We start from the raw sequence: 25,815 nt of genomic DNA on the forward strand, positions 1-25,815 counted from the left end.
AAACAATGGAAACTCTAAAATTCAAGACCACCATCAAATGTGGTGGCTGCATAGCAACGGTAACCCCGGTACTTAATAATTTGGACGGCGTACAAAAATGGGAGGTCGATACGGCTAACCCTGATAAGGTACTGACTGTAGATACAAATAAAGGTTTGAATCCTAATGAAGTGATTAGCGCATTGAAGGCCAAAGGCTTTCAGGCAGAAGTCATCAAATAAACCGATATTTGTAAGAGCCGCACTGAAAGGCAGGAATAGCGCTTTGACTATTAAGAAAAAACGGTAGCTTTTAAACAAATGTAACTTTTTTGTGTATCTAATATAATGAGAAAATTCGGTGCCTTCGGCTTGGCTGCGTTTTACCTGTTGCTGACAACGGGTATGTTCGTATGCCTGGTTCACTGCGGTGCCGAATTTTTATTGGAAAAGTCGGGCCACGAATTAACGGCGCTTGCGCTTGATGACCATATGGGCGATGGCCACGATGAAGAATCTCTTGCCGGACATGATAGCGACCATCATGAGGACAAAGAACATGGACACAAAAAATCTTGTGGTGAAGGTAAAGATTGCAGTTGCTGTAACCAGCACGGCAATTATGTGATCAAAGAAAACTCTTCCGCTTCGCTGGAATTTCAACTGAGCGCATTACAGGTCGCCGTGATTTTTTTACCTTATGATTCAGCAGCGCCTGTTCGGGGCATTTATGAGGCTAAAGTATCCTGGTTAAACGCCACGGGGCCGCCGCGGTCGGCTGTACAGCCTTTATTTCTTAAATACCGTTCTCTTCTGATCTGATTCAAGCATTGCCGCATTTCTGCGGCCTGAAGTAGTATTGCCTTCACTTTCTTTAGCTTGAATTAAAACATGACATTATATATTAAAAATATGGTTTGCGACCGCTGCATTATGGTCGTTAAACAACAACTGGAAAATTTAGGTTTCCGCGTCACTGCAATTGCTCTAGGCAGCGCGGATGTACAGCCTGAGCCGGATGCCGTTCAATTAAGTGCTGTTTCCTCCGCTCTGAAGCTGCTTGGCTTCGAACTGATTGACAATGAAAAAGACCGCGTTGTGCAGCGCATCAAAGACCTGATCATTGAAAAGGTCCATCACAGCGACCTTGCCGACAATCGCCTTAGTTTTTCAGATTACCTGTCCGATCAGGTTCATAAGGATTATACCTACCTCAGCCGGATGTTCTCGGAATCCGAGGATACCACCATAGAAAAATTCATTATTCAGCAAAAGATCGAAAAAGTGAAAGAACTGCTGGAGTACGGTGAACTCAACATGAATGAGATCGCCTGGAAAATGGGCTACAGCAGCAGCGCCCATTTGTCCACACAGTTCAAAACCATAACCGGGTTAACGCCGAGCCAGTATAAATCCTCCGATCAGCTGCCCAGAAAATCATTAGATAAGGTATAAAGCATTTGTTATGAAAAACCTGAAGACAGTACTCCTAATAAGTTATCTCTGCGTGACTTTGGTTGCCCATGCCCAACAACATGAAATGCCCGGTATGAACATGAATTCATCGCAGAAAAATCAGCCTGAAAAATCAAAAATTTCGCAAACAAACCCGAAAACGAAAGCGAGTACGGCGCAAAAGCGATCGAGGAAAAGAACGGCGAACAGGAAAGGTGTGGGTAGCATGATTGGAATGAAAATGAACCATTCCGATAGTGGTATAATGCCCGGAAGAAAAATGCCGGAAAAGTCCGCTGCAAATAGCATGCAAAATATGGACATGTCTGAGCCAGCACATGGAATGAGTATGGGAACAGGCAGCATGCCGGGCATGAAGATGACCGCACAGCCGGCGAATCCAGGCGATACCATTAAAAGTACGTCATCCACACTAAATGATCACCTTATTCATGCAGGCAAACGGGTATATTATGATCTTAATATCGGCGATACCATAGTTAACTACACCGGTAAGCGCGTCAAAGCCCTGGCTATTAACGGCCAGATACCAGGCCCTGTTTTAAGATTTACGGAAGGTGACACGGCTTATATCCGTATCCATAACCACCGAAAAACTACAACATCTATCCACTGGCACGGCTTGCTCGTACCCAATAAATACGATGGCGTACCTTACATCAGTACCGTGCCCATAGAACCAGGCACGACGTTTACGAACGTCATACCCATCCGTCAGACCGGTACCTACTGGTATCATACTCACACCGAGTTAGACGAGCAGGCTGGCCTATACGGCCCTATTGTGATACAGCCGCAGGTTCGCAAAGATAATTACCCGGAACAGGTCTTTATGTTGTCCGATTGGACCGATTACCGGCCAAAAGAGGTTTTAAGAATGCTTAAGCGGGGCAGCGACTGGTTCTCTATCCAGCGGGGCAGCGTACTGAGCTATGGCGGAGCTATAGAAAAGGGTTACCTGAGCGACAAATTGAAGCTGGACTGGATGCGTATGCCAGCGATGGACCTTGTGGATGTAAAATATGACCGTTTTCTGGCCAACGGGCAAGGCAATCAGGATTTTACACGGTTCAAGGCTGGGGAAACCGTGAAGATGCGCATCATTAATGGTTCAGCGTCCAGTTACTTCTGGCTTAATTATGCAGGCGGGTCAATGACCGTGATAGCTGCGGATGGCTTAGCTGTAAAGCCAGTTCAGGTCGATAAAATTTTAATTGGAACAGCTGAGACTTATGACGTGCTCATTAAGATACCTGCCTCCGGTAAATATGAATTCCGGGCCACGGCGCAGGATATTACCGGAAAAGTTTCGGCATGGTTTGGTAGCGGCAAAGAATTTAAAACCACGGACATTCCAAAAGTGCCCTATTACCGGTTTACCCATACTTTCAATCAAATGATGGGCATGATGAATATGCCCATGAACTCCGTTCCGAATTCCAAAGTAAAAAACGACGGTCTCGAGTTTTCAAAAAGTGATGGGATGATGAAGATGGGAAATATGAAGATGAATGGACAAGATCCCAGTCGTCAAAATATGCAGAAAATGAACATGCCCGGAATGAAGATGGATCAAATGTCCGGAATGGCCTCCGATAGTTCAAAGAATGGAAAGCAAGATAAGGAAAAAACGCCGGGTATGGCCATGCAGCCGGGAATGGACGATATGAACATGGGTGGGATGGCTATGAAAATGAAAGATGATGGGAAAGGAACGCCTATGGGGCCCGGCCAATCCATGCTGCTGGGTTTAGGCGGGAAAGGAAAAATTCTAAGCTATGATATGCTGGAGGCTAATTCTACTACAGCCATTGAAGGAAAACACACTGTTCGAACCTATCATTTATATCTTACTGGCAGCATGCTACGTTACACCTGGTTTATCAATAATAAACCGCTATCAGAAGCAGACAGGTTACTAATCAGGAAAGGAGAAATTGTCCGCTTTGTGTTTCATAATACGACGATGATGGAACACCCGATGCACCTGCACGGACATTTTTTTCGTGTACTGAATGCTAAAGGCGATTCCGCACCACTTAAACATACGGTGAGTATTGAACCGATGAAGGTACAAACGATAGAGTATCTGGCCGACGAAGCACACGACTGGTTTTTCCATTGCCACACACTTTATCACATGATGTCAGGTATGGCAAGGGTGGTACGTTATGAAGATTCGCCAAGTAACCCTGATGTAGCGAAATATCAGCCGAACAACCCGGTAATTAATGATGACCGGCAGTTTTACACCTGGGCGCAGCTGTCCTTTCATTCTCAGACCAACACCGGAAGCATCTTTGTCTCCAATACCCGTTATGAGTTCAATGCAAACTACCGTGCGAGCTACGATGGAAGATACGAATTTGAACCGCGCGCGGAACGTTACCTGGATAACCCGCAATACCTTGCGGCTTATATCGGTGGAAGCTTTGAAAAAAACACGAAGGGTGGCCGGTTCACACAGTATAGTGAAAATAGTGCAGTTGTAGGCTTAAGATACTTGTTGCCGCTATTTATACAAACGGATGCACGCGTCAGCTCAAAAGGAAAGTTCCGATTTGCTTTGAGCAGGGAAGACATCCCGCTTTCCAGCAGGCTTTATCTTGGTGCGTCTTATAATACTGACAAGGAATTCCAAATGGATACGCGGTATGTGCTCACCAAATATTTTGCGTTATCACTCAGTTACGATAACCAGTACGGCTTTGGAGGGGGCCTTACTGTCATTTACTAATTCAAACGCATTAAATTTTAATAATCAATAATATCTATGAAAACATCAATTGTAATGATTCCACTTTTTGCGCTAGGCGCAACAGGAATGAACGCCGAAATGGCAATGAACGGCCGATTAATGAGCAGCCACTACTATCCAACGACGGATGTATCAATGTTAGCTCAAATGCAAGGCGACCCGCTTATGGAAGCAATGAATAAAATGATGAAGGAGATGCATGCTCAGCAGATGAAGGGTAATATCGACCTTGATTTTGCAACTATGCTCAGAATTCACCACATGGGCGCAATTGACATGGCCAAGGTGGAAGTGCAGCAGGGTAAAGATGCCGTAATGAAAAGTTTGGCACAAAAAATAGTGGACGCGCAAACTAAGGAGGTTACAGAGCTTGATCAATTAATCCCTACCCTACAAAGCGGAAATAAAAATTATGATCCGGCCAATAAAAATTCAGGTGCGGGTAAGGCTATGAGTGACAATATGATGGCGATGATGAAAACTGGGAACATGTCCATGTCTTCCATAGATCATGAATTTGCAGATATGATGACCAAGCACCACAAAGACGGGTTGATAATGGCGAAAAGCATCTTAGCAAATGCAAAAAATGGCAAGCTCCGATCGATGGCTCAAAAATCCATTCCTGAACAAACCAGTGATATCAGTAAAATGGAACATTGGATGCAATCACATAAATAAATAAGGGGATAACTAAAAACTGAAACCATGAAAAACGTAATAAAATTGACCTGGCTACTGGTTATCGCAGGCTTTTTTGCTGCCTGTACGAAAGACAACAATGAAATCAAAATTCAGAATCACGATCAGGATCAGATGATGAGCATTATGCATCAAATGATGTCGAAAATGGATACCATGAAGATGACGAAAGATCCCGACAACGATTTTGCTATGATGATGCGCATGCACCATCAGGGCGCAATTGATATGGCCAATCTCGAACTGAAAAGTGGCAGCGATGCAACAATGAAACAAATGGCCCAATCTATTATGACCAGCCAACAAGCAGAAATAACGCAGCTTACCGCCTTTCTCGCCTCACATCCACCTCATACCAACGATCCTGATTTTGATACCATGCAGATGGATAACATGAAAAAAGCAGGAAAACAGGCGGATTTGCAGATCATAAACGGGGACATCGACCACGACTTTGCTATTCTAATGATCGGCCACCATCAAAGTGCAATTGAAAACGCTCGTCTCGAACTTCTGCATGGGCAGGAACAGCGTATGAAAACGATGGCTACCAATATTATCGATGCACAAATGAAGGAAATAGATCAGTTCCAGGACTGGCTATTGGCCAGGGGCAATAAATAATGTAATTCACTAAGTTTATAACTATAAAACAAATGATTATGTCACATCAAAAATTTCAGGATTGTATCGATGAGTGTGTTGCCTGTGCAGTGGCTTGCAGCCATTGTGCAACTTCATGCCTTCAGGAAGAGGATATTAAGATGATGTCCCGTTGTATCCAATTGGATTTAGAATGCGCGGCAATATGCCGGGCTGCAGCAGAGGTCATGAGTTTGGGAAGCGGGTTCAGTGCACACTTGTGCAGGGTCTGTGCAGATGTTTGTAAAGCGTGCGGAGATGAATGCGCCAAGCACGATATGGAGCATTGTCAGGCTTGTGCGGAAGCTTGCCGCAAATGCGCCGAAGCTTGTGAGGAGATGGCAACTGCCGCTTAATCAACAAATTCAGCCATTGCCCCGTTTCGGGGCAATGGCTATTTAATTCTTTAATCAAAATTTACCAAAAAATGGAAAAAGGAAATTATAAAAAATTCGTCTTGATGCTGTTGGCATCCTACATCGTCATGTACGCCATCATGTACCTGGACGATGACCAAATTGACCATATTTATCTTAATATGACGCGGTTTTATATGACGCTCATCATGATCAGCGCGATGGCTCTCATCATGCTTGCCATGATGCGGATGATGTACCAGAATAAAAAGCTCAATGCGATCATTGTTATTTCCAGCGTCGCTGTTTTTGGGTTAGCACTGACAGGCGTTCGTACACAGGCCGGTATTGGTGACGTACAATACATGAAAGGGATGATCCCGCACCATTCCATTGCCATTATGACCAGTAAACATGCCAACATCAAAGATCCGGAAGTGAAAAAACTATCCCGTGACATTATTGATGCACAGGAAAAGGAGATTGCTGAAATGAAGCAGATTCTAAGTAGAATGGAAAAATAAATATCCGCAAAGGAAATTATCAATAGGAATATGAGTCGAGTGAAGAAAACATTGGTCTGGCTTTTTAAAGTGCTTTTCGTAAAAAAATGCTGTAGATAACATCTTCTCGCTTTTATAGTATATTAGTTTTTTTTAATACATGAGCGATCACTTATTATCTATAATTCATCAGTATAAAAATGATCAGGAATCAGTTTACAATACCTGGTTTATCAATAATGAAGAACGCTTAAAAGCCTTCCGCTCGATCCGGCGGGGTGTATTGCAAGTGATCGAAGACATCAAAAGCAAGCGTTTCGGGAACGATTTTAAAGGCAGTTCCCTGGAATTTGTGCTGTCCTGCATTACGGAACAAAAGCAGGTTTTCGAGGGCGCTTCGCATCCCTTTTACTGGAAGCCCAAATTGAGAATTCCTGATATCTACGAAAATCAGTCGAATAAGATCGCTTTCGGGCAATTCCTGGAAAATTGCATCCATGCAAAAAATGAAGAGCAGGTGGTTAAAGAGATTGAAAAATTGGATGCGCTTAAGATCAAAGGCCTGGGGCCTGCGGTAGCGAGTATCCTGTATTTCCTGCACCCCACCTGGATACCGCCGTTCAATACCGCGATCATCAATGGGTTCAATTACCTTTTTAAGGACAAAAAAAAATTAGGCAGTTGGGGCGAATACCTGAAGATCAGGGAGGTCATTATGGACATGAACCGCCAACATTGCAATGAATTATCGCTTGACACCGGTGCGTTCTCTGGATTGCTATTTGAGATCGGCACCCAAAAACTGCTTTTAGGAAAAGATGAATACCTTTCAGAGACCGAGCGTAACCGGTTGGAAAAACTCATTGAAAAACGTCATAAAGAAAAGCGTGCGGAAACTGCCGATGAACATCTTCACAATGAAATGCAGTTCCATCTGCTAAAGATCGGGCATGCACTCGGCTACGATGTGATCGCCGCCTCTAACGACCGCTCTAAAGAGTGGAACGGAAATAAGTTCACCTTTATTTCGCTGGCCAACTTCCCCCCGTTAGTTTTGGACAAAGAGGTACTGAACACCGTTAAGTTGATCGACGTTCTTTGGTTCCAAAAAGGCACCCCTAAAGTCATCGCCGCGTTTGAAGTGGAGAAAAGCACAAGTATCTATTCCGGGATACTGCGGCTGACCGATCTGAGTTGCAGCCTGAATAGCAAGGAGGAAGTATTATATCTCGTGGTGCCTGACCAACGCGAAAAAGATGTTGTTATGCAGCTTACCAGGCCATCGATCCGGCAAGGGAATATGGAAATGAAATACATTTGCTTTTCTGACCTTCGGCAGCATTGTGACGCGCTGTGCAAATTTGGCGACGATCATTCCATTATGCAGAAGATTGCAAAGGAAGCAGTGTAATGTTCGTAGCCTATAAAATATTGACGGAATTATATAAATGTTATTGCTAATGGTTTTTTAGTTTTGTATAGGATGAAAAGTAAAGCGCTTTTGTTACTCTTTATATTTATGCTGAATACCGTTGCCGGGTTTAGCTGCGCTTTACATATGTCCCACGATAACCATCACGAAGCTGTCGAAAGTCATGAACACCATCATGCTGCCGTTAAACACACGCATCGTCAACTGCTTCCCGGACAAACTACGATAGGCACTGATGAACCTTGCTGCCAAAGCGCGGTAAATAACTTTATTTCATTGGCCAAGCTTGTCCCGTCGACCGACCACCTGGTCTTAAAAGCGCCACTGTTATATACCAGCGACAACCTCATATTTTCGTTGGTGCCTGATCCTGGCGTTATTATTATACCCCGTATCGTTATTGACGAGCGACAGCGTCCCCCGACAAGAAATATTTATATCATTCATCGCAGCCTGTTGATCTGATTACGATTAAGTTTAAACCGTTACATGGCGTAGCCATGCCCGAATTTTATACTTTATTTTAATTCTCAGATCATGAAAAAGACATTTTTACTGGTTGCCTTCATTGCAACTGCGTTTACACAACAACTTTTTGCCCAGGATGCGAAAACATCATCCCTTTCTTCTTTATTGTCCTCTTATTACGGCGTCAAAGACGCGCTTGTCACCTCAAACAGCCCGGACGCAGCCACTCATGCTACCGAGTTCCTGAAAGCGATCAATGGGGTCGATATGAAGACGCTGGACAAGCCGGAGATGGACACTTTTATGCTTTTACAGGAAAAGCTTGCCTTTGATGCGCGGCATATTTCGGAGAGCAAGGATATCGCCCATCAGCGGGAACACTTTGCCAATTTCTCGTTGAACTTCTTCAAACTGGCAAAAGCAGTAAAATTATCGGATAAGCCGGTTTATTATGCTTATTGCCCGATGAAGAAAAGCTATTGGCTTTCTGCTGAAGCTGCGATCAAGAACCCATACTACGGAAACCAAATGCTCACCTGTGGCAAGGTTACCGAAACCCTTAATAAATAAGTTTATCCATAAAGCTTAACCGGCAAATGTTGATCATTTGCCGGTCATTGCTCATTACAAAATTTAGACATCATGAAAAATTTAATCATAGTTAGCTTAGCCATCACCGCAGTTTCATTCACAGCTTGCAATAACAATAAATCCACATCAACCTCCACGGCTACTGATTCAACCAAAACGGCAAATACGCCAGGACAATCCGCTACTTCTTCAAAGCCTGCTACAGCGGTAAATGGCCTCGTTGGCAGTTATTTGGAATTGAAAAATGCGCTGGCGCAAGACAACAGTAAGGACGCTGCAACGGCTGGTAAAGCCCTCGCTGATGGTTTTGGAAAGTTTGATAAGTCCGCACTTTCAGCCACCCAGAAAAAATCTTTCGAGGACATTGCCGACGACGCGCATGAAATGGCCGAGCACATTGGCGAAAGCGCGGGAAAACTGCCGCATCAGCGTGAACACTTTGATATGCTGAGCAAAGATATGTATGATCTGGTCAAGCTTTTCGGTGCGGGACGGTCATTATTCGTCGATCATTGCCCCATGTATAATGATAAAAAAGGGGCGATCTGGCTAAGTGAAAGTAAAGAGATCAAAAACCCCTATATGGGTTCAGGCATGTCAACCTGCGGAAATGTGAAGGAAGAATTAAAATAAATGACCATGAACAGGACGGTTAAGATCATCGGATCAGGGGCGCTGCTGCTTGCTGCTATGCAATTTTTCCCGCGCGACCATAACCAAGGAAAAGCTCCTGCCGGTAAAACGATGGCAGAGGTTATCCAGGTTCCATCAAACGCTCAGGTCATATTGAAACGGTCATGTTATGATTGTCATAGCGATCATACCAACTATCCCTGGTACGCGCAACTGCAGCCAGTCCGATATATACTGGATGGTCATATCAGGCGCGGCAAAGATGAACTGAATTTTGACGAATTCGGTGATTACGCTGCCAGGCGGCAGCGAAGCCGCATAAGGGCAATCGGCGAAAGCCTGGAGGAAGGCGCTATGCCCTTGGGTTCCTATACAATGATACACCGTGATGCAATACTTACAAAAGAAGATAAGGCAACGTTGCTGAATTGGGCTAAAGAGACCAGCAGCACACTGCCGTAAAAGTTAAAAGATGAAAAATATAACACTTATGGTGCTGATACTTTTATTCGGGCAGATAGCGAAGGCTCAAACCGATATGCAGGGTATGCCGGGAATGCAGAAACAGCAGCAGGTCACTTATACCTGCCCTATGCATCCGGAAATCCATGACGCAAAACCTGGTAATTGCCCCAAATGCGGCATGAAGCTGGTTAAAGAAAAACCAAAGGCAGTTGCCCCAAAGACAGCCGCTAAAAACATGACACTAAAGGGAAAAAACCTGAAGGCGGATAACAAGCCGATGGAAAAAGCGCCTGCGGCAAGTGCTGTCAGTTATACATGCCCGATGCATCCTGATATTCATTCGGCCCAACCAGGCAACTGCCCCAAGTGCGGGATGAAACTGGTCAAAGAGCAACCAAAAGCTATGAATATGTCTGGACTGAACATGCCCGCAACGGACAGTGCGAAAACAGGTGGAAAAATGGAGGGTATGAAGATGGATGGTATGAAAATGAGCAGCGGACCGGCCGATATTCAAGCTGCAAAAGACCATTTAGGGTCTATCAAAACCATTAGCGCTAAATATCCGCCCCGTACGGTTCGGTATGACCTTTTTATAGCCGACACTACCGTTACCTATGGTGGAAAACCAAAGCGTGCCATTGCCGTAAACGGCAGTATTCCCATGCCGACATTGACATTTACGGAAGGCGATACTGCGGAAATCTATGTTCACAACAAACTGAAAGAAGAAACCTCGCTGCACTGGCACGGACTGTTTCTACCCAACCGTTACGACGGAGTGCCTAACATGACCCAGATGCCGATCAAGCCGGGTGAAACGCATTTATATAAGTTTCCCATCAAACAACATGGCACCCATTGGTATCACAGTCATACCGGTTTACAGGAACAGATCGGCATGTACGGTGCATTTATCATGAATAAACGCCAGGAATGGGACATTCCGACCATTCCGCTGGTATTAAGTGACTGGACGAATATGAATCCCAAGGAGGTTCAGCGGAGCCTTCATGCCGCTACGGATTGGTTCGCCATCAAAAAGGGAACAACGCAAAGCTACCTCGAAGCGATAAGATCAGGCAACTTCAAAACGAAGGTTGCCAATGAATGGAAGCGTATGACCGCCATGGATGTGAGCGATGTATACTATGATAATTTTCTCATCAATGGAAAAAATCAAAATGAACAACCACAATTCAAAGCCGGTGATAAAGTGAGATTGCGCATCGCCAACGGTGGTGCTTCCTCTTATTTTTGGTTGAAGTATGCAGGTGGTAAAATGACCGTGGTTGCAACGGATGGCAATGACGTAGCGCCTGTTGAAGTCGACCGGCTGATCGTTGCAGTTTCCGAAACCTACGATGTGGTGGTGACCATACCGGAAAATAAAAGCTATGAATTCCTGGTCACCCCCGAAGACCGTACGAAGTCCGCGTCACTTTGGCTGGGCAAAGGCGATAAAGTTTATGCCGGTAAAATGCCAAAGCTGAAATACTTTGCCGGTATGAAAATGATGAATGATATGATGGACATGAATGGTAATATGGTACAGATGGATGGCATGACCATGCAAAACCAGATCATGGATATGAACACCGTCATGTACCCGGAGATTACCGGCGAGGAAAAACCAGCCGCTAAAAAAACAAAAGCTACCATGGCTGGAATGCAAATGGCAAATGACCAAAGCATGTCAGGCATGAATATGGCCGCTGAAAACCCGGACATCGTAACATTGAATTATAACATGCTTCGCGACCCTGGAAAGACCAGCTTGCCTGCGGGGCCGTGGCGGGAGCTAAAGTTTGACCTGACAGGAAATATGAACCGTTATGTCTGGACACTGGATAATAAGACGGTATCCGAGTCTGATAAGATCCTGATCAAAAAAGGCGAGAACCTGCGGATCATCCTCTACAATAATAGCATGATGCGGCACCCGATGCACCTGCACGGACATGACTTCAGGGTGCTCAACGGGCAGGGCGAGAATGCTCCTATGAAGAATGTCCTTGACATTATGCCGATGGAGAGGGACACGATAGAATTTGCGGCCAATGAGCCTGGTGGTGACTGGTTCTTCCACTGCCATATCCTTTACCACATGATGAGCGGCATGGGACGCGTATTCAGCTATGAGAACTCCCCGCCGAATCCTGATGTGCCTGATCCGAAGCTGGCGCAGCGCAAGCTCTTTTGGGACGACCAGATGCCACACCTAATGGGAAAAGTCGGATTGGAAAGCAACGGAACAGACGGACAGGTAATGCTGGGCAGTACACGCTGGAAAGCGATGACCATGTGGCATCTTGGCACGGATGCCATGATGGGTTACGAAAGTGAAACGACGGTGGGCCGTTATATCGGACGGAACCAATGGCTTTTTCCATATGTTGGTTTTGATTATCACTACAAGAAGTTTAACCCAGATGAAAAAAATATTTTTGGCAGCGATTATAAGAACCTGTTCGGTCAGGTGAGCAACAAGGAAAACCGCCACACGGTAGTCGCGGGTGTTGCCTATACCTTGCCCATGTTATTTGTGGCGGACATGCGGATTGACGGGAACGGCAAACTGCGTTTCCAGTTAGGACGTGAAGACATTCCGGTTGCGCAACGGCTGCGTATGTCATTAATGATCAACACGGATAAAGAGTATTCAGCAGGATTTCGGTATATTCTAACTAAATACTTTTCATTATCCACGCACTATGACAGTGATATGGGTCTCGGCGGGGGTTTGACGTTAACTTATTAAAACATTAGAGGAATGGAAAATCAACACGATCATCACGCCATGACAGGGCACCAACAACCTGCCCGTACACAGGCAAATTATAACGCTGAAGCTGGATCAATGGATCATGGTAAAATGCTTAAAGGTCATGGTCCAAATATGGGAATGGCTGGTCATGATCATCATGCGATGATGATCGCTGATTTTAGAAAGCGTTTTTATGTGGTACTGGTATTGACGGTTCCGGTGATGTTACTGTCTATGCAAATTCAGCAATGGCTGCATTTGGATTTTCGGTTCGGCGGCTCAGGCTACCTGCTTTTTGGCTTGTCAAGCATCGTTTTCCTTTACGGCGGCTGGCCATTTTTGAGTGGGTGGTTTAATGAATTAAAGGCTAAAAACCCCGGCATGATGACCCTGATCGGCTTTGCCATAACAGTAGCCTACATTTACAGCGCGGCAACGGTTTTCGGATTGAAAGGAATGGACTTCTTTTGGGAACTTACCACGCTGATCCTGATCATGCTGCTCGGGCACTGGATCGAGATGCGGTCGGTAGCGGGAGCTTCCAGGGAATTGGAGCTTTTAGTGCAACTCATGCCGGCAGAGGCGCACTTAATTAAAGGCAAAGACACGACCGAGATTAAAACAGAAACCTTAAAGACAGGAGACCTGATCCTGATCAAGCCAGGTGAAAAAATTCCCGCCGACGGGATTATCGAGGATGGCGAAAGCTATCTGAATGAATCCATGCTTACCGGTGAGGCTACACCCGTACAGAAAACTAAAGGACAGGACGTGATTGCCGGGTCGGTCAATGGCAACGGCTCTTTAAAGGTTAAAGTCACGCATAGCGGCGCAGATTCATATCTGTCCAAAGTAATAACCCTGGTCAAAAATGCACAGGACGCCAAATCAAACACCCAACTGCTGGCTGATAAGGCCGCCAAATGGCTAACCGTCATCGCCCTTATTGCGGGGCTTAGTACCTTTGCTTTTTGGCTTGCGGATGGCAAAGATCTGGCTTTTGCTATGGAAAGAATGGTAACAGTGATCGTGATCTGTTGTCCACATGCTCTGGGTCTCGCCGTGCCGCTTGTGGTAGCCAAGTCTACTTCGCTTTCTGCCCAGCACGGGTTGTTGATCAAAAACCGTACAGCATTTGAAAACTCCCGCAAGATCAGCACCATTGTTTTTGATAAAACAGGTACGCTGACCGTTGGAAAATTCGAGGTAGCCCGGGTGGTTGTTATAGATCATCAAAGTAATGACAAAAAGCAAAATGAAAACGAACTGTTGCGAACCGTAGCAGCGCTGGAACAAAATTCAGAACACCCGATTGCCACCGGAATCCTCGCCGAAATAAAAAAACGTTCATTAAGCATTCCCGAAGTAAAAGATTTTAAGGCGATCACCGGTCAGGGTATTGAGGCGTTGGTAGAAGGCAAGCAACTCAAAGTCGTCAGCCCCGGCTATTTAAAAGAACACGAATTTTCCGAACCTGAAGACTTTGTCGCTAACGGTAACGAAACAGTTGTCTTTGTCATCATCAATGAGATATTATATGGTTATATCGCATTATCGGATACCATTCGCCCGGAATCAGCTGACGCCATACAGACGCTGCATAACAATGGCATTAAATCATTGCTGTTAACAGGAGATAACCAAATGGTGGCGGAAAGCGTGAGCAACCAGTTAAAAATGGATGGTTTTTTTGCTGAAGTTCTGCCACATCAGAAGCTGGATAAAATCAAAGAATTGCAGCAAAAAGGTGAGTTTGTTGCCATGACGGGCGATGGCGTAAATGACGCCCCCGCGCTGGCGCAGGCAGATATTGGGATAGCCGTAGGCTCCGGCAGTGACATTGCAGCGGAAACTGCAGGTATTGTTTTGGTTAACAGTAATCCAAAGGATATTGTTAGCCTGATATTATTCGGAAAAGCGACTTATCGTAAAATGATTCAAAACCTGGCCTGGGCTACGGGTTATAATGTGGTCGCATTGCCGCTGGCGGCAGGCGTGCTGTATAATCAGGGGATTGTTTTGAGCCCGGCAGTGGGAGCCGTATTAATGACGGTCAGCACGGTTGTTGTGGCTATTAATGCCAGCTTGTTAAAAGTAAAGACTTAGTACAATACGATATAAATTTTTGTCCGAATAGTATAAAATAATAAAAGCGTACTTCCTTACCTTGTCGCAGTAATAACGTGAAATTTATTGCACTATCTTTAAAAAATAAAAGTTTAACACATAATGAAAGCGATCGCTGTTTTCCTCACCGTATGTATCTTGTTGGTATCCCCAATGTCGCGGATGGCAAATACTTTGCATACTCAGGTACATGCGTCCTGCTACAAAAAAAGTGCGTACAAGGCTTGCGGTAAGCATCAAAAGCAGGCTTCAGATAACAGTTGTTCCAAAGGTACCTGTAATGCAATGCTATCTTGCAGTGCCTGCGGGTTTAGGATTATTCAATCTGTTTCCCTTTCACCAGCAATCATTGATTTGCACGATCAGACTACCCGGTTTTTTGCTTTAGGTGAATTATCGGATTACCAGGACAACGACTGGAACCCGCCGAAAGTTTAATAGTTAAATCCGAACCCTGTTAATCTTAGATTGACAAATCGTTTAATTATTAATCTTAAATATTCAAATCATGAAAAAGTTTCTTTTCATCACGATGGTGATGCTATTATCTGTTATATCGATTACTTATGCCAATACTCCTTGCTGCAACAGCAAATTCACCTGTTCTAAATGCGCAAAAGGCTGCGGGCCAAACTGCAAGGATTATTGCAGTAAAACCTGTAAGGATTCCGGGGAATGCAAGACTAAATGTAAAGTGTAACTAAACCAAGAGCCGCCCCTTAGCCGGGCGGCTCTTGTTACCTGCCTTTAATTAAATAAAAAATTGTAATTTCGATTTGTGAAACGTACCGCACTCATATTTTTAACGGCGATTTATCTTTTATCCCTTGTGGGTATCGGAATAAGTCGTTTTTATTGCTGCGGTAAACTTGCTGGCATAACATTGACCCTTGCTTCAGCCGATCATTCAGATAAGGATAACTGCTGCAAACATGAAAGCAAAAGTTTTAAAATAAAGGATAGCCATGTGTCGGTGAACGCCACGGTGCTAAACCCAATCACACCGGCTATATTGCCGGAGCCTGCTTACGGGATTGCAGTTAACATCCTTTCGGAATCAGCCATTCGTACCGGTTACCAGGCGAACGCTCCTCCGGGAGACCCTGATATACCCATCTATACCCTCAACTGCGCCTACAGGATTTGACCTGTACTTTTCATAGCCATACAATCCTGTACCGGCTATAATTCAATTAGAATCCATCTTAATTCATAATTAACGCATTGGCTTTGCCTGTGCTATTTATTCATTTTCAATTTTTTAACACATGAAAAAAGTAATGCTGATGGCTGTTGCCATCCTGTTTTCTGCCACGACCGTTTTTGCTTCCAATGGCACCAATGCTGTTTCAGACACGACTAAAACTAAAAAGGTAAAGCCTGCCCCAAAAGTGCAGTACACCTGCACCATGCACCCGGAAGTGCTGAGTGATAAACCCGGCAAATGCCCGAAATGTGGTATGACCCTGGTTAAAAAGACCGATAAAAAGAAACCGGCAGAAAAAATGAAAATGTAATTCATTCAACCCTCCGCTGTTTGGCGGAGGGTTGATTAAAGCAATTAAGATGATAAACCAATTGATCAGCCTGTCCTTAAAAAACAGGTATATCGTACTGCTGATCGCCATTGCCCTGTTTGCGTGGGGGGCTTATGCGGTCAAACAAAATCCGATTGACGCCATACCCGACCTGTCGGACAACCAGGTGATCGTTTTTACCGAATGGCAAGGGCGCAGCCCGCAGATCATGGAAGACCAGGTAACCTATCCGTTGGTTAGTAACCTGCAAGGTATCCCAAAAGTAAAAGCCATTCGTGCGACCTCTATGTTCGGGATGAGCTTTGTGTACATCGTTTTTGAGGATAAAGCCGATGTGTACTGGGCGCGTAGCCGGGTATTGGAAAGACTAAACTACGCACAGCGTTTATTGCCGGAAGGCATTACACCCACATTGGGGCCGGATGGCACAGGCGTCGGCCATGTGCTTTGGTACACGCTCGACGCCAAAGGCATGGATCTGGGCGAACAGCGCGCCCTACAGGACTGGTATGTGAAATTAGGCCTGCAAACCGTATCCGGTGTAAGCGAAGTGGCCTCTTTTGGCGGCTTTGAAAAGCAATACCAGGTCAGCATCGATCCGCACAAGCTGAATTATTACAACATATCCTTAGCGCAGGTGCTTAAAGCGGTTAAAAGCAATAACAATGATGTGGGCGGGCGTAAGTTTGAAATGAACGGCACCGGCTATATCGTTCGCGGCCTGGGCTATATTAAAAGCTTAGCGGATGTCGAGAACATGCCTATCGGTGTGATCAATGCTATACCAGTTAAGATCAAAGATGTGGCCACCGTTCAAATGGGCGGCGATGAACGTCTGGGTATCTTTGACCGGAATGGCGACGGAGAAGCCGTAGGTGGTATCGTCGTGATGCGCTATGGTGAAAATGCCGACAAAGTTATCCATGCCGTTAAGGATAAGATGGCCGATATTCAAAAAGGCTTGCCTGCGGGTGTAACGTTCAAGATCGCTTATGACCGCAGCGAACTCATTGAAAGCGCGGTTAATTCAGTGAAACATACGCTGATAGAAGAAATGGTCACCGTATCCATTATTGTCATCCTGTTCCTATTTAGCTGGCGAAGCGCTTTAAGTATCATTATTCAGATACCCATTACCATTGCTGCCAGCTTCATTTTGTTAAACTTCTTTGGTATCAGTTCTAATATTATGTCCTTAACAGGTATCGCTTTAGCTATCGGGGTTATCGTGGATAATGGCATCGTCATGGTCGAAAACTCGCACCGGAATTTATCCATCGCCCAACAACAAGAAAAATCATGACCACAGCAGAAAGAATAAAGATCATTGAAGCCTCCTGCAAGCAGGTTGGCCGTGGCGTGTTTTTCTCTACGCTCATCATCGTCGCGTCCTTCCTGCCGGTTTTTTTACTGGAGGGACAGGAAGGCAAATTGTTCGGCCCTTTAGCCTGGACAAAAACATTTATACTGGCCATTGACGCCATACTTGCAGTGACATTAGCGCCTGTTCTCATCTCTTTCTTTCTGAAAGGGAAGTTAAGGACGGACGACCATAACCCGCTGAACCGTGGCCTGGAAAGGGTTTATCGCCCGGTACTGGATTGGTGCGTGACCTGGCGTAAAACAACCATAGGTATCAATATCATTGCTTTAGTAATTAGCATACCCTTATTGCTTTCTTTAGGCAGCGAGTTTATGCCGCCACTGGATGAGGGAACGATCCTCTTTATGCCGGTTACCCAGCCGGACGTCTCCAATGCCCAGGCCAAACAGGTTTTACAGGTACAGGACAAGATCATTAAAAGCGTACCTGAAGTTGCTAACGTTTTGGGCAAAGCCGGGCGGGCGAATACCGCTACCGATAATTCACCGATCAGCATGACAGAAACCATTATCCTGTTGAAACCAAGGGAAGCATGGCGAAAAGGGATTAAGAAGGAAGATATTATTAATGAGCTGAATGCCAAACTGCAAATTCCCGGTGTGGTGAACGGCTGGACACAGCCTATCATCAACCGTATCAATATGTTGTCTACGGGTATCCGCACGGATGTGGGGCTAAAAGTTTACGGCCAGAACCTGGACACCATCAACACACTTGCAAATCAGATGAAGCAGGCTTTGAACGGCTTGAACGGCGTCAAAGACCTCTATGTTGACCCGATAACCGGCGGCAAATACCTGGATATCCAGGTCAATAAAGAAGCAATCGGTCGTTACGGTTTAAGCGCGGATGATGTCAATGAAGTCGTGGAAAGCGCCATAGGCGGCATGAACCTGACCAGGACAATTGAAGGCAGGCAGCGATTTAGCGTCAATGTCCGCTTTGCGCAGGATTACCGCAACAACCTGGATGCTATCAAACGCACGCTCGTACAAACGTCCGGCTATGGCCCCATACCACTATCATCCGTGGCGGATATCAGGATCAGCAATGGCCCGGCCATGATCCAATCGGAAAATGCTTTATTACGGGGCACCGTATTGTTTAACGTACGTGACCGTGACCTGGGCAGTACCGTCAAAGAAGCCCAGGACAGGTTGAATGCGATGGTTAAAACTTTACCAAAGGGCTATTATATCGAATGGAGCGGCCAGTATGAGAATTTGATCCGGGCAGAGCATACCTTGAAGCTGATACTGCCGATTGTCCTCCTTATCATTTTTGCCTGCCTGTACTTTGCTTTCCATTCTATCCGGGAAGCATTTTTTAGCCTGATCTCCATTCCTTTTGCCCTCATTGGCGGGGCTTATATGGTTTACTTCTTCGGCGTGCATTTATCTGTCGCAGTTGCGGTTGGCTTTATCGCCTTGTTTGGCATCGCTGTAGAAACGGGCATCGTGATGGTCATATACCTGAACGATGCCATGCAACAAATGGTCGCCCTGAAGGGCAACAGTAAAGAAACGATCACTAAATCTGATTTAAGGGAATATGTGATGAACGGCGCAGTAAAACGCCTGCGGCCAAAATTGATGACCGTTTGCGTGGCGTTATTTGGTTTAGTACCGGTGCTGTGGGCAACCGGGACAGGCAGCGATGTCATGTTACCCATCGTATTGCCGATGATCGGCGGGGTATTAACTTCTTCCACACATATCTTGCTCGTCACACCGCTTATCTTTTTGATGGTAAAGGAATATGAGTTGAAGAAATATGGCAAACTGGAAGTATTGGAGGTAAAGGAATAATGAAAAAGTATTATATTATATTAACGGCGTTGTTAGGTCTGGCCGGCTTTGCACAAGCACAGCGCTTCCCTTTAGACAGCGTGACCGCCCGTGTAAGCACCAACCCGGCCTTGCAGGCTTATGATGCCAAAGGCAGCGCACAGAATGCTTATGCTACGGGGGCAAGGAGTTTGGATGCCCCTAAGATCAGCGCAGGCCAGTACCAGGTGCCTTACCAGCTGAACCCCAGCGGCGGCTCATTTATGGTACAGGCAGAGCAAATGTTTACCAACCCGGCCAAGCTAAAAGCCAAAGAAGATTATATGAAAGGCCAGTCCCAGGTAACGGCAGCCGATAAGGGCTTTCTCAAAAATCAACTCATTTCCCAGGCCAAACAATACTATTATGAACGCGTGGTTTTGGAAAAGAAACTGGCCCTGTTACAGCACACCAAAGAATTACTGGATTATATGCTCAAAGATGCCAATATCCGGCTAACCTATAGCAAGGAGAAGCTGCCGAACATCTATAAGGCCAAGGCAGAGCTTTTTCAACTGGACAACGTCCGTGAGCAGTTGACCAACGATATCAGCCAGAAGAATATCATGCTCAATACCTTGATGAACCGGGATAAACAAGCCGCTTTTTCGGTGGACACTACTATCATTTTAAAAGATTACGAAACCATCATAACGGACACCGCCCGCCTTGCTGCCGGCCGGAGCGATATTAAAGGGATCAACCGCAATATTGACCTGCAACAATTAAATGCAAAAATGGAGTATGCCAAACGCAAACCCGATTTTGGCATTCAGGCGGGACATATGCAAAGTTACGGCGGGTTTGCGAATCAATATATTTTAATGGGTACCGTAACCATTCCAATTGTGCCCTGGGCAGCTAAGGAATACAAAGCGAACCTTAAAGGTATCCGCTATGAGGTGGAGGAACTGCAACAGAAAAAACTGGATATCCTCAACCAGGCACAAGGTCAACTCGCGGCATTAAGAACGGATATGGGCAGCAAAAAAAGGCAGTTGAAAAACTATGAACAGAACATCATACCCGCTTTGCAAAATAGCTATAAAACGGCACTGCTGGCCTATGACCAAAATACAGGCGATCTCCCGTCGGTTTTAGATGGTATCAAAAGCCTGCAAACCGTACGCATGGAGGCTTTAGACCGATTACAGGAATTGTTAACGTTACAGGTAGCTTATGAAAGGGAATATGAAAGCAATTAAAATCCTCCTGATCGCTTTTGTGGCCGTCATGAGCGCCTGCACGAATCCAAAAACGACTGCTGTCGCGAACCAGGCAAAAAGCGAAGTCAAATACACCTGCCCGATGCACCCGCAGGTACTCGAAGATCATCCCGGTAGTTGCCCGATCTGCGGCATGACGCTGGTTAAAAAATCTGGACAGGCCAGTGAAGGTGCCGGCATTAGTTTAAATACCGTGTTGCAACCGGTCAATTCTACGGTCGTTTCTTCGGTTAAGACGATTACACCCGAGCAAAAAGAAGTACCAACCACAATTTCGGCGGACGGTTACCTTGATTTTGATACGCGGACGTTCAATAATATCGCCTCTCGCTTTTCAGGGCGCATTGAAAAGCTTTACATCAAATATGCCTTTCAGGAAATCCACCAAGGTCAGCGCATTTTCGACATTTACAGCCCGGAAATGGTAACGGCTCAACAAGACCTGCTCTACCTCAGCAAAAATTCACCTGCGGAAACAGCCTTGCTGAATGCAGCCAAACAAAAGCTATTGTTACAGGGCATGACCTATGAACAGGTGAAGCAGGTCATAAAAAGCGGTAAGCCGTATTACAGCCTGCCGGTTTACAGTCCTTATGAAGGCCATGTACATGATATGCCGCATGGCCAGATGGGCAGCACGGCAGATACGCGCCCAGTAACGGAGTTTGCTAATAACCTGCCTTTAGCCATCAAGGAGGGCATGTATGTCCAAAAGGGGCAAACCTTGTTCAATGTGGTTAACCCGCATCAGTTATGGGCGATCATCAAAATTGACCCTTCGGATATGGCGGCTTTAAAATTGAACCAGCCGGTTAAGATCACGTTACCCGATCTGCCGGGCAAAAAGATCAGCTGCAAGGTGAACTTCATTGAACCTGTTCTACAGAATGGAGATAAGACGACAAGCATCCGGGTTTACCTCGACAACATGGATCACAATCTAAAAATAAACAGCCTACTTAAAGCCGAAATCCAAACCGGGCGGACTAACGGCTTGTGGATACCGCGTTCTGCTGTTATTGATCTGGGCCGGACACAGATCGTATGGCTGAAACAAGGAGCAGCATATCAGGCAATTCAGGTAAGCACCGGTGCGATAACTAACAATCAAATACAAGTGACAAAAGGTTTAACTGCTACTGATACCTTGGCAGCAAACGCCCAATATTTAACCGACAGCGAAAGCTTTATTAAAACGGAAAGTCATGACTAAATTGAAAATTTTATTGCTGCTCTTAATTTTAGTAGCGACTGCGTGCAAGCAAAAACCGCAGCAAGTAGTTCAGCAGCAAACCAAAGCTTATTATACCTGTTCCATGCACCCCCAGATACATGAGGATCATCCTGGTAATTGCCCGGTTTGCGGCATGAAACTGATCAAAGTGGAACTTACCGGCTCAGGTAACACCGCATCAGATAAACTCACCCTGACAGCAACGCAGATTGAATTGGCCGGAATCCGAACCGATACCGTGCGCGAACAAAATACAGGTAATGAAAAAACGCTCACTGGCACAGTAACCACTAATGAAAACACAGCTGCCGAATTGAGTGCAAGAATAGCGGGCCGGGTACAGCAGCTATTCGTAAGAACCGTTGGAGAAAAAGTCGACGTCGGGCAACCCGTGTATGCTTTATATAGCGAGGATTTGCAGGAAGCGGAAAAGGAATACCTGTTGGCTAAACAGCAGCAAAAGCTTTTACATAATCCTGATGTAGACTACCTACAACTGATCAGCGCCGCTGAAAATAAACTCAAATTATGGGGTTTAACCGCCGCACAGATCAATAAGCTGGCCGCTTCAAACAAAGTAGCTGCTACAACCACCGTATTAAGTCAAGTCAGTGGAACTGTAAGCGAAATAGCGGTGCACGAGGGAGATTATGTGACTGAGGGGATGATGGTATTGAAAACTCAGGCATTGAACAGCTTATGGGTGGAAGCCCAGTTATACGCCGGTGAGGCCGGGAGCTATAAATTAAATGATCGGGTAAGCGTCTCCTTTCCTGATCTGAATGGACAAGTAATCAATGGCAAGGTAGCGTTCATTAACCCTGAATTATCGGATGCGTCCAAAGTTGATCTGATCCGCGTCAGCATTCCTAATCCACAGGGGCTGATCCGGCCGGGTATGCTGGCTTATATTTCACTTGGTGGTAATGGTGCACGTTCGTTAGCTGTTCCGACATCTGCGGTATTAAGTGACGGCAAAGGCAGTAAGGTATGGGTAAAAAATGCAGAAGGCAGCTTTTCACCAAGGATGATTAAACCTGGCCAAGCCAATCAAAACTATGTGCAAGTGCTATCCGGCTTAGATGCAGGTGCCATTGTCGTTACCAATGGAGCCTATTTATTGAACAGCGAAGCGACCTTCAAGAACGGGAATGATAACATGGCTGGCATGAAAATGTAAGTCGATCTCTAATAAGCTTTTCGTAACCTGTCCGCCAACTCGTCCGGTAAGGGGCTTGCTTCAACAGCGTTAGCGGCTCTTTCTATATCGTACGCAAATCTGATAAATTCAACCTTGATACTGTCTTCTATAGTTAATAGCACGTAACAACCGTCGGGGTTGCCATCTTTGGGTTTGCCGACCGAGCCGATATTAACGACATGTTTTTCGCCAATGATCCGGTGGTATGGTAAGTGCGAATGGCCTACGCAAAGCACATCGGCTTTTGCTTCACTCATCATCCCCAGCACATAGCTTTCATCCAGGTCTTCGAGTACGTATTCATTAATGCTACGAATGCTACCGTGTGCCAGTACAATATTCACGTTTGAATATTCGAGCCTGATATGAGCCGGTAACGTATTTAGGTAAGCGCGGTTATCAGACGACACCAATTCATAGGCATGCCCTTTTATTTTTTGGTCGTGATTGCCTGCTAAAGTAGCGATACCACGATTACGTATTTGCGCAATGACTTCATTCGGCCAGATGTTATAACCAATCATATCGCCTAAGCAATAAACCGCATCAACTTTACGGCTACCCAGGTCGGTCAAAAACGCTTCAAATGCCGGTAGGTTGGCGTGTATATCTGAAAAAAGTGCAATCCTCATCTTAACCGTTCTTTAACATGTCTGCGTACTCGTTAGGTAGGGGGCTATCCTCAACCGCTTTCGCTGCTTTTTCAATATCATAATCAAAGCGGATAAACTCAACCTGGATGCTATCCTTAGTTGTTTTAGAACTATGCTCGTTGATATGCAATAACACATAACCGCCACGCGGGTCTTTATCTTTCGGCTTACCTACGGAACCGATATTGATAGCGTGATAAAACTGGTCATTCGCTGTCAGTATTCGGTGGTATGGCTGATGGGTATGGCCAAAGCATAGCACGTCCGCATCCGCAGTTTCCATAATGCGCAGCATGCTCTTTTCGTCCCGGTCTTCAAACAAGTACTCGTTCACTTTACGGGGACTGCCATGTACGAACATTACATTAAGCTTGTCGCCATTCAGTTGGTATTCTAACCTGATATGTGCTGGCAGTGTACGCAAATAAGCGCGCTGTTCATCTTTTATAACTTCGTTGGTATAAGCGATTGATACTTTACCTAAAGCCTTCTCCTCGTCTGTTTTATAGGCGCAGCCACAATCATCGCTATGTCTGCCGATACCAAAGTCGTAATTACCGGTTATGCACGGAATATTACGCTTACGTATTTCATCGATCACTTCGTTTGGCCAGATATTATAACCTACCAAATCACCGAGGCAATAAATGGCATCAGGTTGTTGTTTTTCTACGTCGGCAAAGAACGCCTCCAGCGCAGGCAGGTTGGCGTGTATATCAGAGAAAAGGGCTATTTTCATTTAGCTACAGATAATGGTTTGTTATAATATTTCTTACGGAAGTAAAAGGCCAGGTTCACTAAAGCGATCAGGGCAGGTACTTCAACGAGCGGGCCGATCACGCCAGCAAAAGCTTCACCTGAATTGATACCGAACACGCCGATGGCTACGGCAATAGCCAGTTCAAAGTTATTGCCGGTTGCCGTAAAGGCGATAGATGTAGAACGCGAGTAATCCGCACCGAACGACTTGCCAATAAAAAAGCTCAGCACGAACATAATCGTAAAGTAGATCACGAGCGGTAATGCTATACGAAGCACATCAAAAGGGATCTGCACGATCAGGTTACCTTTCAAACTGAACATCACAACGATGGTGAACAGCAAAGCAATCAGGGTGATCGGTGAGATAAAAGGCACATATTTGGTTTGGAACCATTCTTCACCTTTTAGTTTGATCAGCGTATAACGGCTGATGACACCCGCAGCGAAAGGGATGCCCAGGTAGATACCGACGCTTTTGGCGATCTCCCCAATTGTAATATTCACAGCCAAACCTTTCAGGCCGAACAATGGCGGTAATACCGTAATAAACAAGTACGCATAAACGCTATACAATAGCACCTGGAAGATACTGTTTAAAGCGATAAGGCCAGCAGCATATTCACGGTTACCTTCGGCTAGTTCATTCCAAACCACCACCATCGCAATACAGCGGGCAAGGCCGATCAGGATCAACCCAACCATATAGGCAGGATGGTCGCGCAGCAAAGTGATAGCCAGAACAAACATAAGAACCGGCCCAATGATCCAGTTGAGGATAAGTGATGCGCTCAATACTTTGGTGTCTTTAAACACTTCGCCCATGTTCTCGTATTTCACTTTTGCCAGTGGCGGATACATCATCAGGATGAGACCAATAGCCAAAGGAATATTGGTCGTTCCGCTGGAAAACGAATTGATGAAAGTGGACGACGAGGGAATGAAATAACCTACGGCTACCCCAATGGCCATGGCCAGGAATATCCAAAGCGTTAGATAGCTATCGAGGAAACTTAGTTTTTTACGTTCGGCCACCGGGGCACAATTGTTTGCTGACATAATTGATTGCGTATATCGGGTTTTAATGTGAATTGAA

Annotated in this window: 25 protein-coding genes; 22 read left to right on the forward strand and 3 right to left on the reverse strand. The window is 45.5% G+C overall.

What is annotated here, in order from left to right; genetic code table 11:
* The first annotated feature begins 5 nt into the window (after positions 1-5).
* The 22 genes from GSY63_RS05805 to GSY63_RS05910 all read left to right on the forward strand — a co-directional run bounded on the left by GSY63_RS05805 (position 6) and on the right by GSY63_RS05910 (position 23,286).
* Complete coding sequence (locus tag GSY63_RS05805) at positions 6-221, forward strand: heavy-metal-associated domain-containing protein (protein WP_157526428.1); 216 nt, start codon at positions 6-8, stop codon at positions 219-221.
* A gap of 105 nt (positions 222-326) precedes the next feature.
* Positions 327-800 carry a hypothetical protein gene (locus GSY63_RS05810; protein WP_157526426.1) on the forward strand — a complete coding sequence of 158 codons (474 nt, stop codon included), beginning with the start codon at positions 327-329 and terminating at the stop codon, positions 798-800.
* 69 nt (positions 801-869) lie between these two features.
* Positions 870-1,433 carry a helix-turn-helix domain-containing protein gene (locus GSY63_RS05815; protein ID WP_157526424.1) on the forward strand — a complete coding sequence of 188 codons (564 nt, stop codon included), beginning with the start codon at positions 870-872 and terminating at the stop codon, positions 1,431-1,433.
* A 94-nt stretch (positions 1,434-1,527) separates the two neighbouring features.
* Positions 1,528-4,191 (forward strand): multicopper oxidase domain-containing protein, encoded by a 2,664-nt coding sequence (locus tag GSY63_RS05820; RefSeq protein ID WP_208094471.1) that lies wholly within the window; start codon positions 1,528-1,530, stop codon positions 4,189-4,191.
* 36 nt (positions 4,192-4,227) lie between these two features.
* Positions 4,228-4,893, forward strand: a complete 666-nt coding sequence (locus tag GSY63_RS05825) for a DUF305 domain-containing protein (protein WP_157526420.1) — start codon at positions 4,228-4,230, stop codon at positions 4,891-4,893.
* 27 nt (positions 4,894-4,920) lie between these two features.
* Positions 4,921-5,538 carry a DUF305 domain-containing protein gene (locus GSY63_RS05830; RefSeq protein WP_157526418.1) on the forward strand — a complete coding sequence of 206 codons (618 nt, stop codon included), beginning with the start codon at positions 4,921-4,923 and terminating at the stop codon, positions 5,536-5,538.
* A 206-nt stretch (positions 5,539-5,744) separates the two neighbouring features.
* Positions 5,745-5,912: a four-helix bundle copper-binding protein gene (locus GSY63_RS24795; RefSeq protein ID WP_243749164.1), complete on the forward strand. Its 168-nt coding sequence runs from the start codon at positions 5,745-5,747 to the stop codon at positions 5,910-5,912.
* Positions 5,913-5,983: 71 nt separating this feature from the next.
* Positions 5,984-6,436 carry a DUF305 domain-containing protein gene (locus tag GSY63_RS05840; protein ID WP_157526414.1) on the forward strand — a complete coding sequence of 151 codons (453 nt, stop codon included), beginning with the start codon at positions 5,984-5,986 and terminating at the stop codon, positions 6,434-6,436.
* Positions 6,437-6,575: 139 nt separating this feature from the next.
* A complete protein-coding gene (locus tag GSY63_RS05845) occupies positions 6,576-7,826 on the forward strand; it encodes a hypothetical protein (protein ID WP_157526412.1) in 1,251 nt (416 codons plus the stop codon).
* 72 nt (positions 7,827-7,898) lie between these two features.
* Positions 7,899-8,312 (forward strand): hypothetical protein, encoded by a 414-nt coding sequence (locus GSY63_RS05850; protein WP_157526410.1) that lies wholly within the window; start codon positions 7,899-7,901, stop codon positions 8,310-8,312.
* Positions 8,313-8,384: 72 nt separating this feature from the next.
* Positions 8,385-8,885, forward strand: coding sequence for a DUF3347 domain-containing protein (locus GSY63_RS05855; protein WP_157526409.1), 501 nt, complete (start codon positions 8,385-8,387; stop codon positions 8,883-8,885).
* Between the two features lie 72 nt (positions 8,886-8,957).
* Positions 8,958-9,539 carry a DUF3347 domain-containing protein gene (locus GSY63_RS05860; protein WP_157526407.1) on the forward strand — a complete coding sequence of 194 codons (582 nt, stop codon included), beginning with the start codon at positions 8,958-8,960 and terminating at the stop codon, positions 9,537-9,539.
* Positions 9,540-9,545: 6 nt separating this feature from the next.
* Positions 9,546-10,001, forward strand: coding sequence for a heme-binding domain-containing protein (locus tag GSY63_RS05865; protein WP_166584878.1), 456 nt, complete (start codon positions 9,546-9,548; stop codon positions 9,999-10,001).
* Positions 10,002-10,011: 10 nt separating this feature from the next.
* Complete coding sequence (locus GSY63_RS05870; RefSeq protein ID WP_166584879.1) at positions 10,012-12,765, forward strand: multicopper oxidase domain-containing protein; 2,754 nt, start codon at positions 10,012-10,014, stop codon at positions 12,763-12,765.
* Between the two features lie 12 nt (positions 12,766-12,777).
* Positions 12,778-14,877, forward strand: coding sequence for a heavy metal translocating P-type ATPase (locus GSY63_RS05875; protein ID WP_243749165.1), 2,100 nt, complete (start codon positions 12,778-12,780; stop codon positions 14,875-14,877).
* Positions 14,878-15,781: 904 nt separating this feature from the next.
* Complete coding sequence (locus GSY63_RS05880) at positions 15,782-16,045, forward strand: hypothetical protein (protein ID WP_166584880.1); 264 nt, start codon at positions 15,782-15,784, stop codon at positions 16,043-16,045.
* A gap of 121 nt (positions 16,046-16,166) precedes the next feature.
* Positions 16,167-16,415 (forward strand): heavy metal-binding domain-containing protein, encoded by a 249-nt coding sequence (locus tag GSY63_RS05885; protein WP_157526397.1) that lies wholly within the window; start codon positions 16,167-16,169, stop codon positions 16,413-16,415.
* Positions 16,416-16,464: 49 nt separating this feature from the next.
* Positions 16,465-17,739 (forward strand): efflux RND transporter permease subunit, encoded by a 1,275-nt coding sequence (locus tag GSY63_RS24965; protein ID WP_157526395.1) that lies wholly within the window; start codon positions 16,465-16,467, stop codon positions 17,737-17,739.
* Positions 17,736-19,628, forward strand: a complete 1,893-nt coding sequence (locus GSY63_RS24970; RefSeq protein ID WP_157526393.1) for an efflux RND transporter permease subunit — start codon at positions 17,736-17,738, stop codon at positions 19,626-19,628. Before GSY63_RS24965 ends, GSY63_RS24970 begins: the two co-directional genes overlap by 4 nt.
* Positions 19,628-20,851 (forward strand): TolC family protein, encoded by a 1,224-nt coding sequence (locus tag GSY63_RS05900; protein WP_157526391.1) that lies wholly within the window; start codon positions 19,628-19,630, stop codon positions 20,849-20,851. The genes GSY63_RS24970 and GSY63_RS05900 overlap by 1 nt, the downstream gene beginning before the upstream one ends.
* Entirely contained in the window at positions 20,838-22,085 is a 1,248-nt protein-coding gene (locus tag GSY63_RS05905) for an HlyD family efflux transporter periplasmic adaptor subunit (RefSeq protein WP_166584881.1), read from the forward strand. The genes GSY63_RS05900 and GSY63_RS05905 overlap by 14 nt, the downstream gene beginning before the upstream one ends.
* A complete protein-coding gene (locus GSY63_RS05910; RefSeq protein WP_157526387.1) occupies positions 22,078-23,286 on the forward strand; it encodes an efflux RND transporter periplasmic adaptor subunit in 1,209 nt (402 codons plus the stop codon). Before GSY63_RS05905 ends, GSY63_RS05910 begins: the two co-directional genes overlap by 8 nt.
* Positions 23,287-23,294: 8 nt before the next feature.
* Here the strand turns inward: GSY63_RS05910 and GSY63_RS05915 are convergent, their stop codons facing one another.
* The 3 genes from GSY63_RS05915 to arsB are packed head-to-tail and all read right to left on the reverse strand — an operon-like array spanning position 23,295 to position 25,778.
* A complete protein-coding gene (locus GSY63_RS05915) occupies positions 23,295-23,939 on the reverse strand; it encodes a metallophosphoesterase family protein (RefSeq protein ID WP_157526385.1) in 645 nt (214 codons plus the stop codon).
* Between the two features lies 1 nt (position 23,940).
* A complete protein-coding gene (locus tag GSY63_RS05920; RefSeq protein WP_157526383.1) occupies positions 23,941-24,699 on the reverse strand; it encodes a metallophosphoesterase family protein in 759 nt (252 codons plus the stop codon).
* Positions 24,696-25,778, reverse strand: a complete 1,083-nt coding sequence (arsB, locus tag GSY63_RS05925) for an ACR3 family arsenite efflux transporter (protein WP_157526381.1) — start codon at positions 25,776-25,778, stop codon at positions 24,696-24,698. Before arsB ends, GSY63_RS05920 begins: the two co-directional genes overlap by 4 nt.
* Positions 25,779-25,815 lie beyond the last annotated feature (37 nt).

Origin of the sequence: Mucilaginibacter agri (genome assembly GCF_009928685.1) — a bacterium.
GTDB classification, from domain to species: Bacteria; Bacteroidota; Bacteroidia; order Sphingobacteriales; family Sphingobacteriaceae; genus Mucilaginibacter; species Mucilaginibacter agri.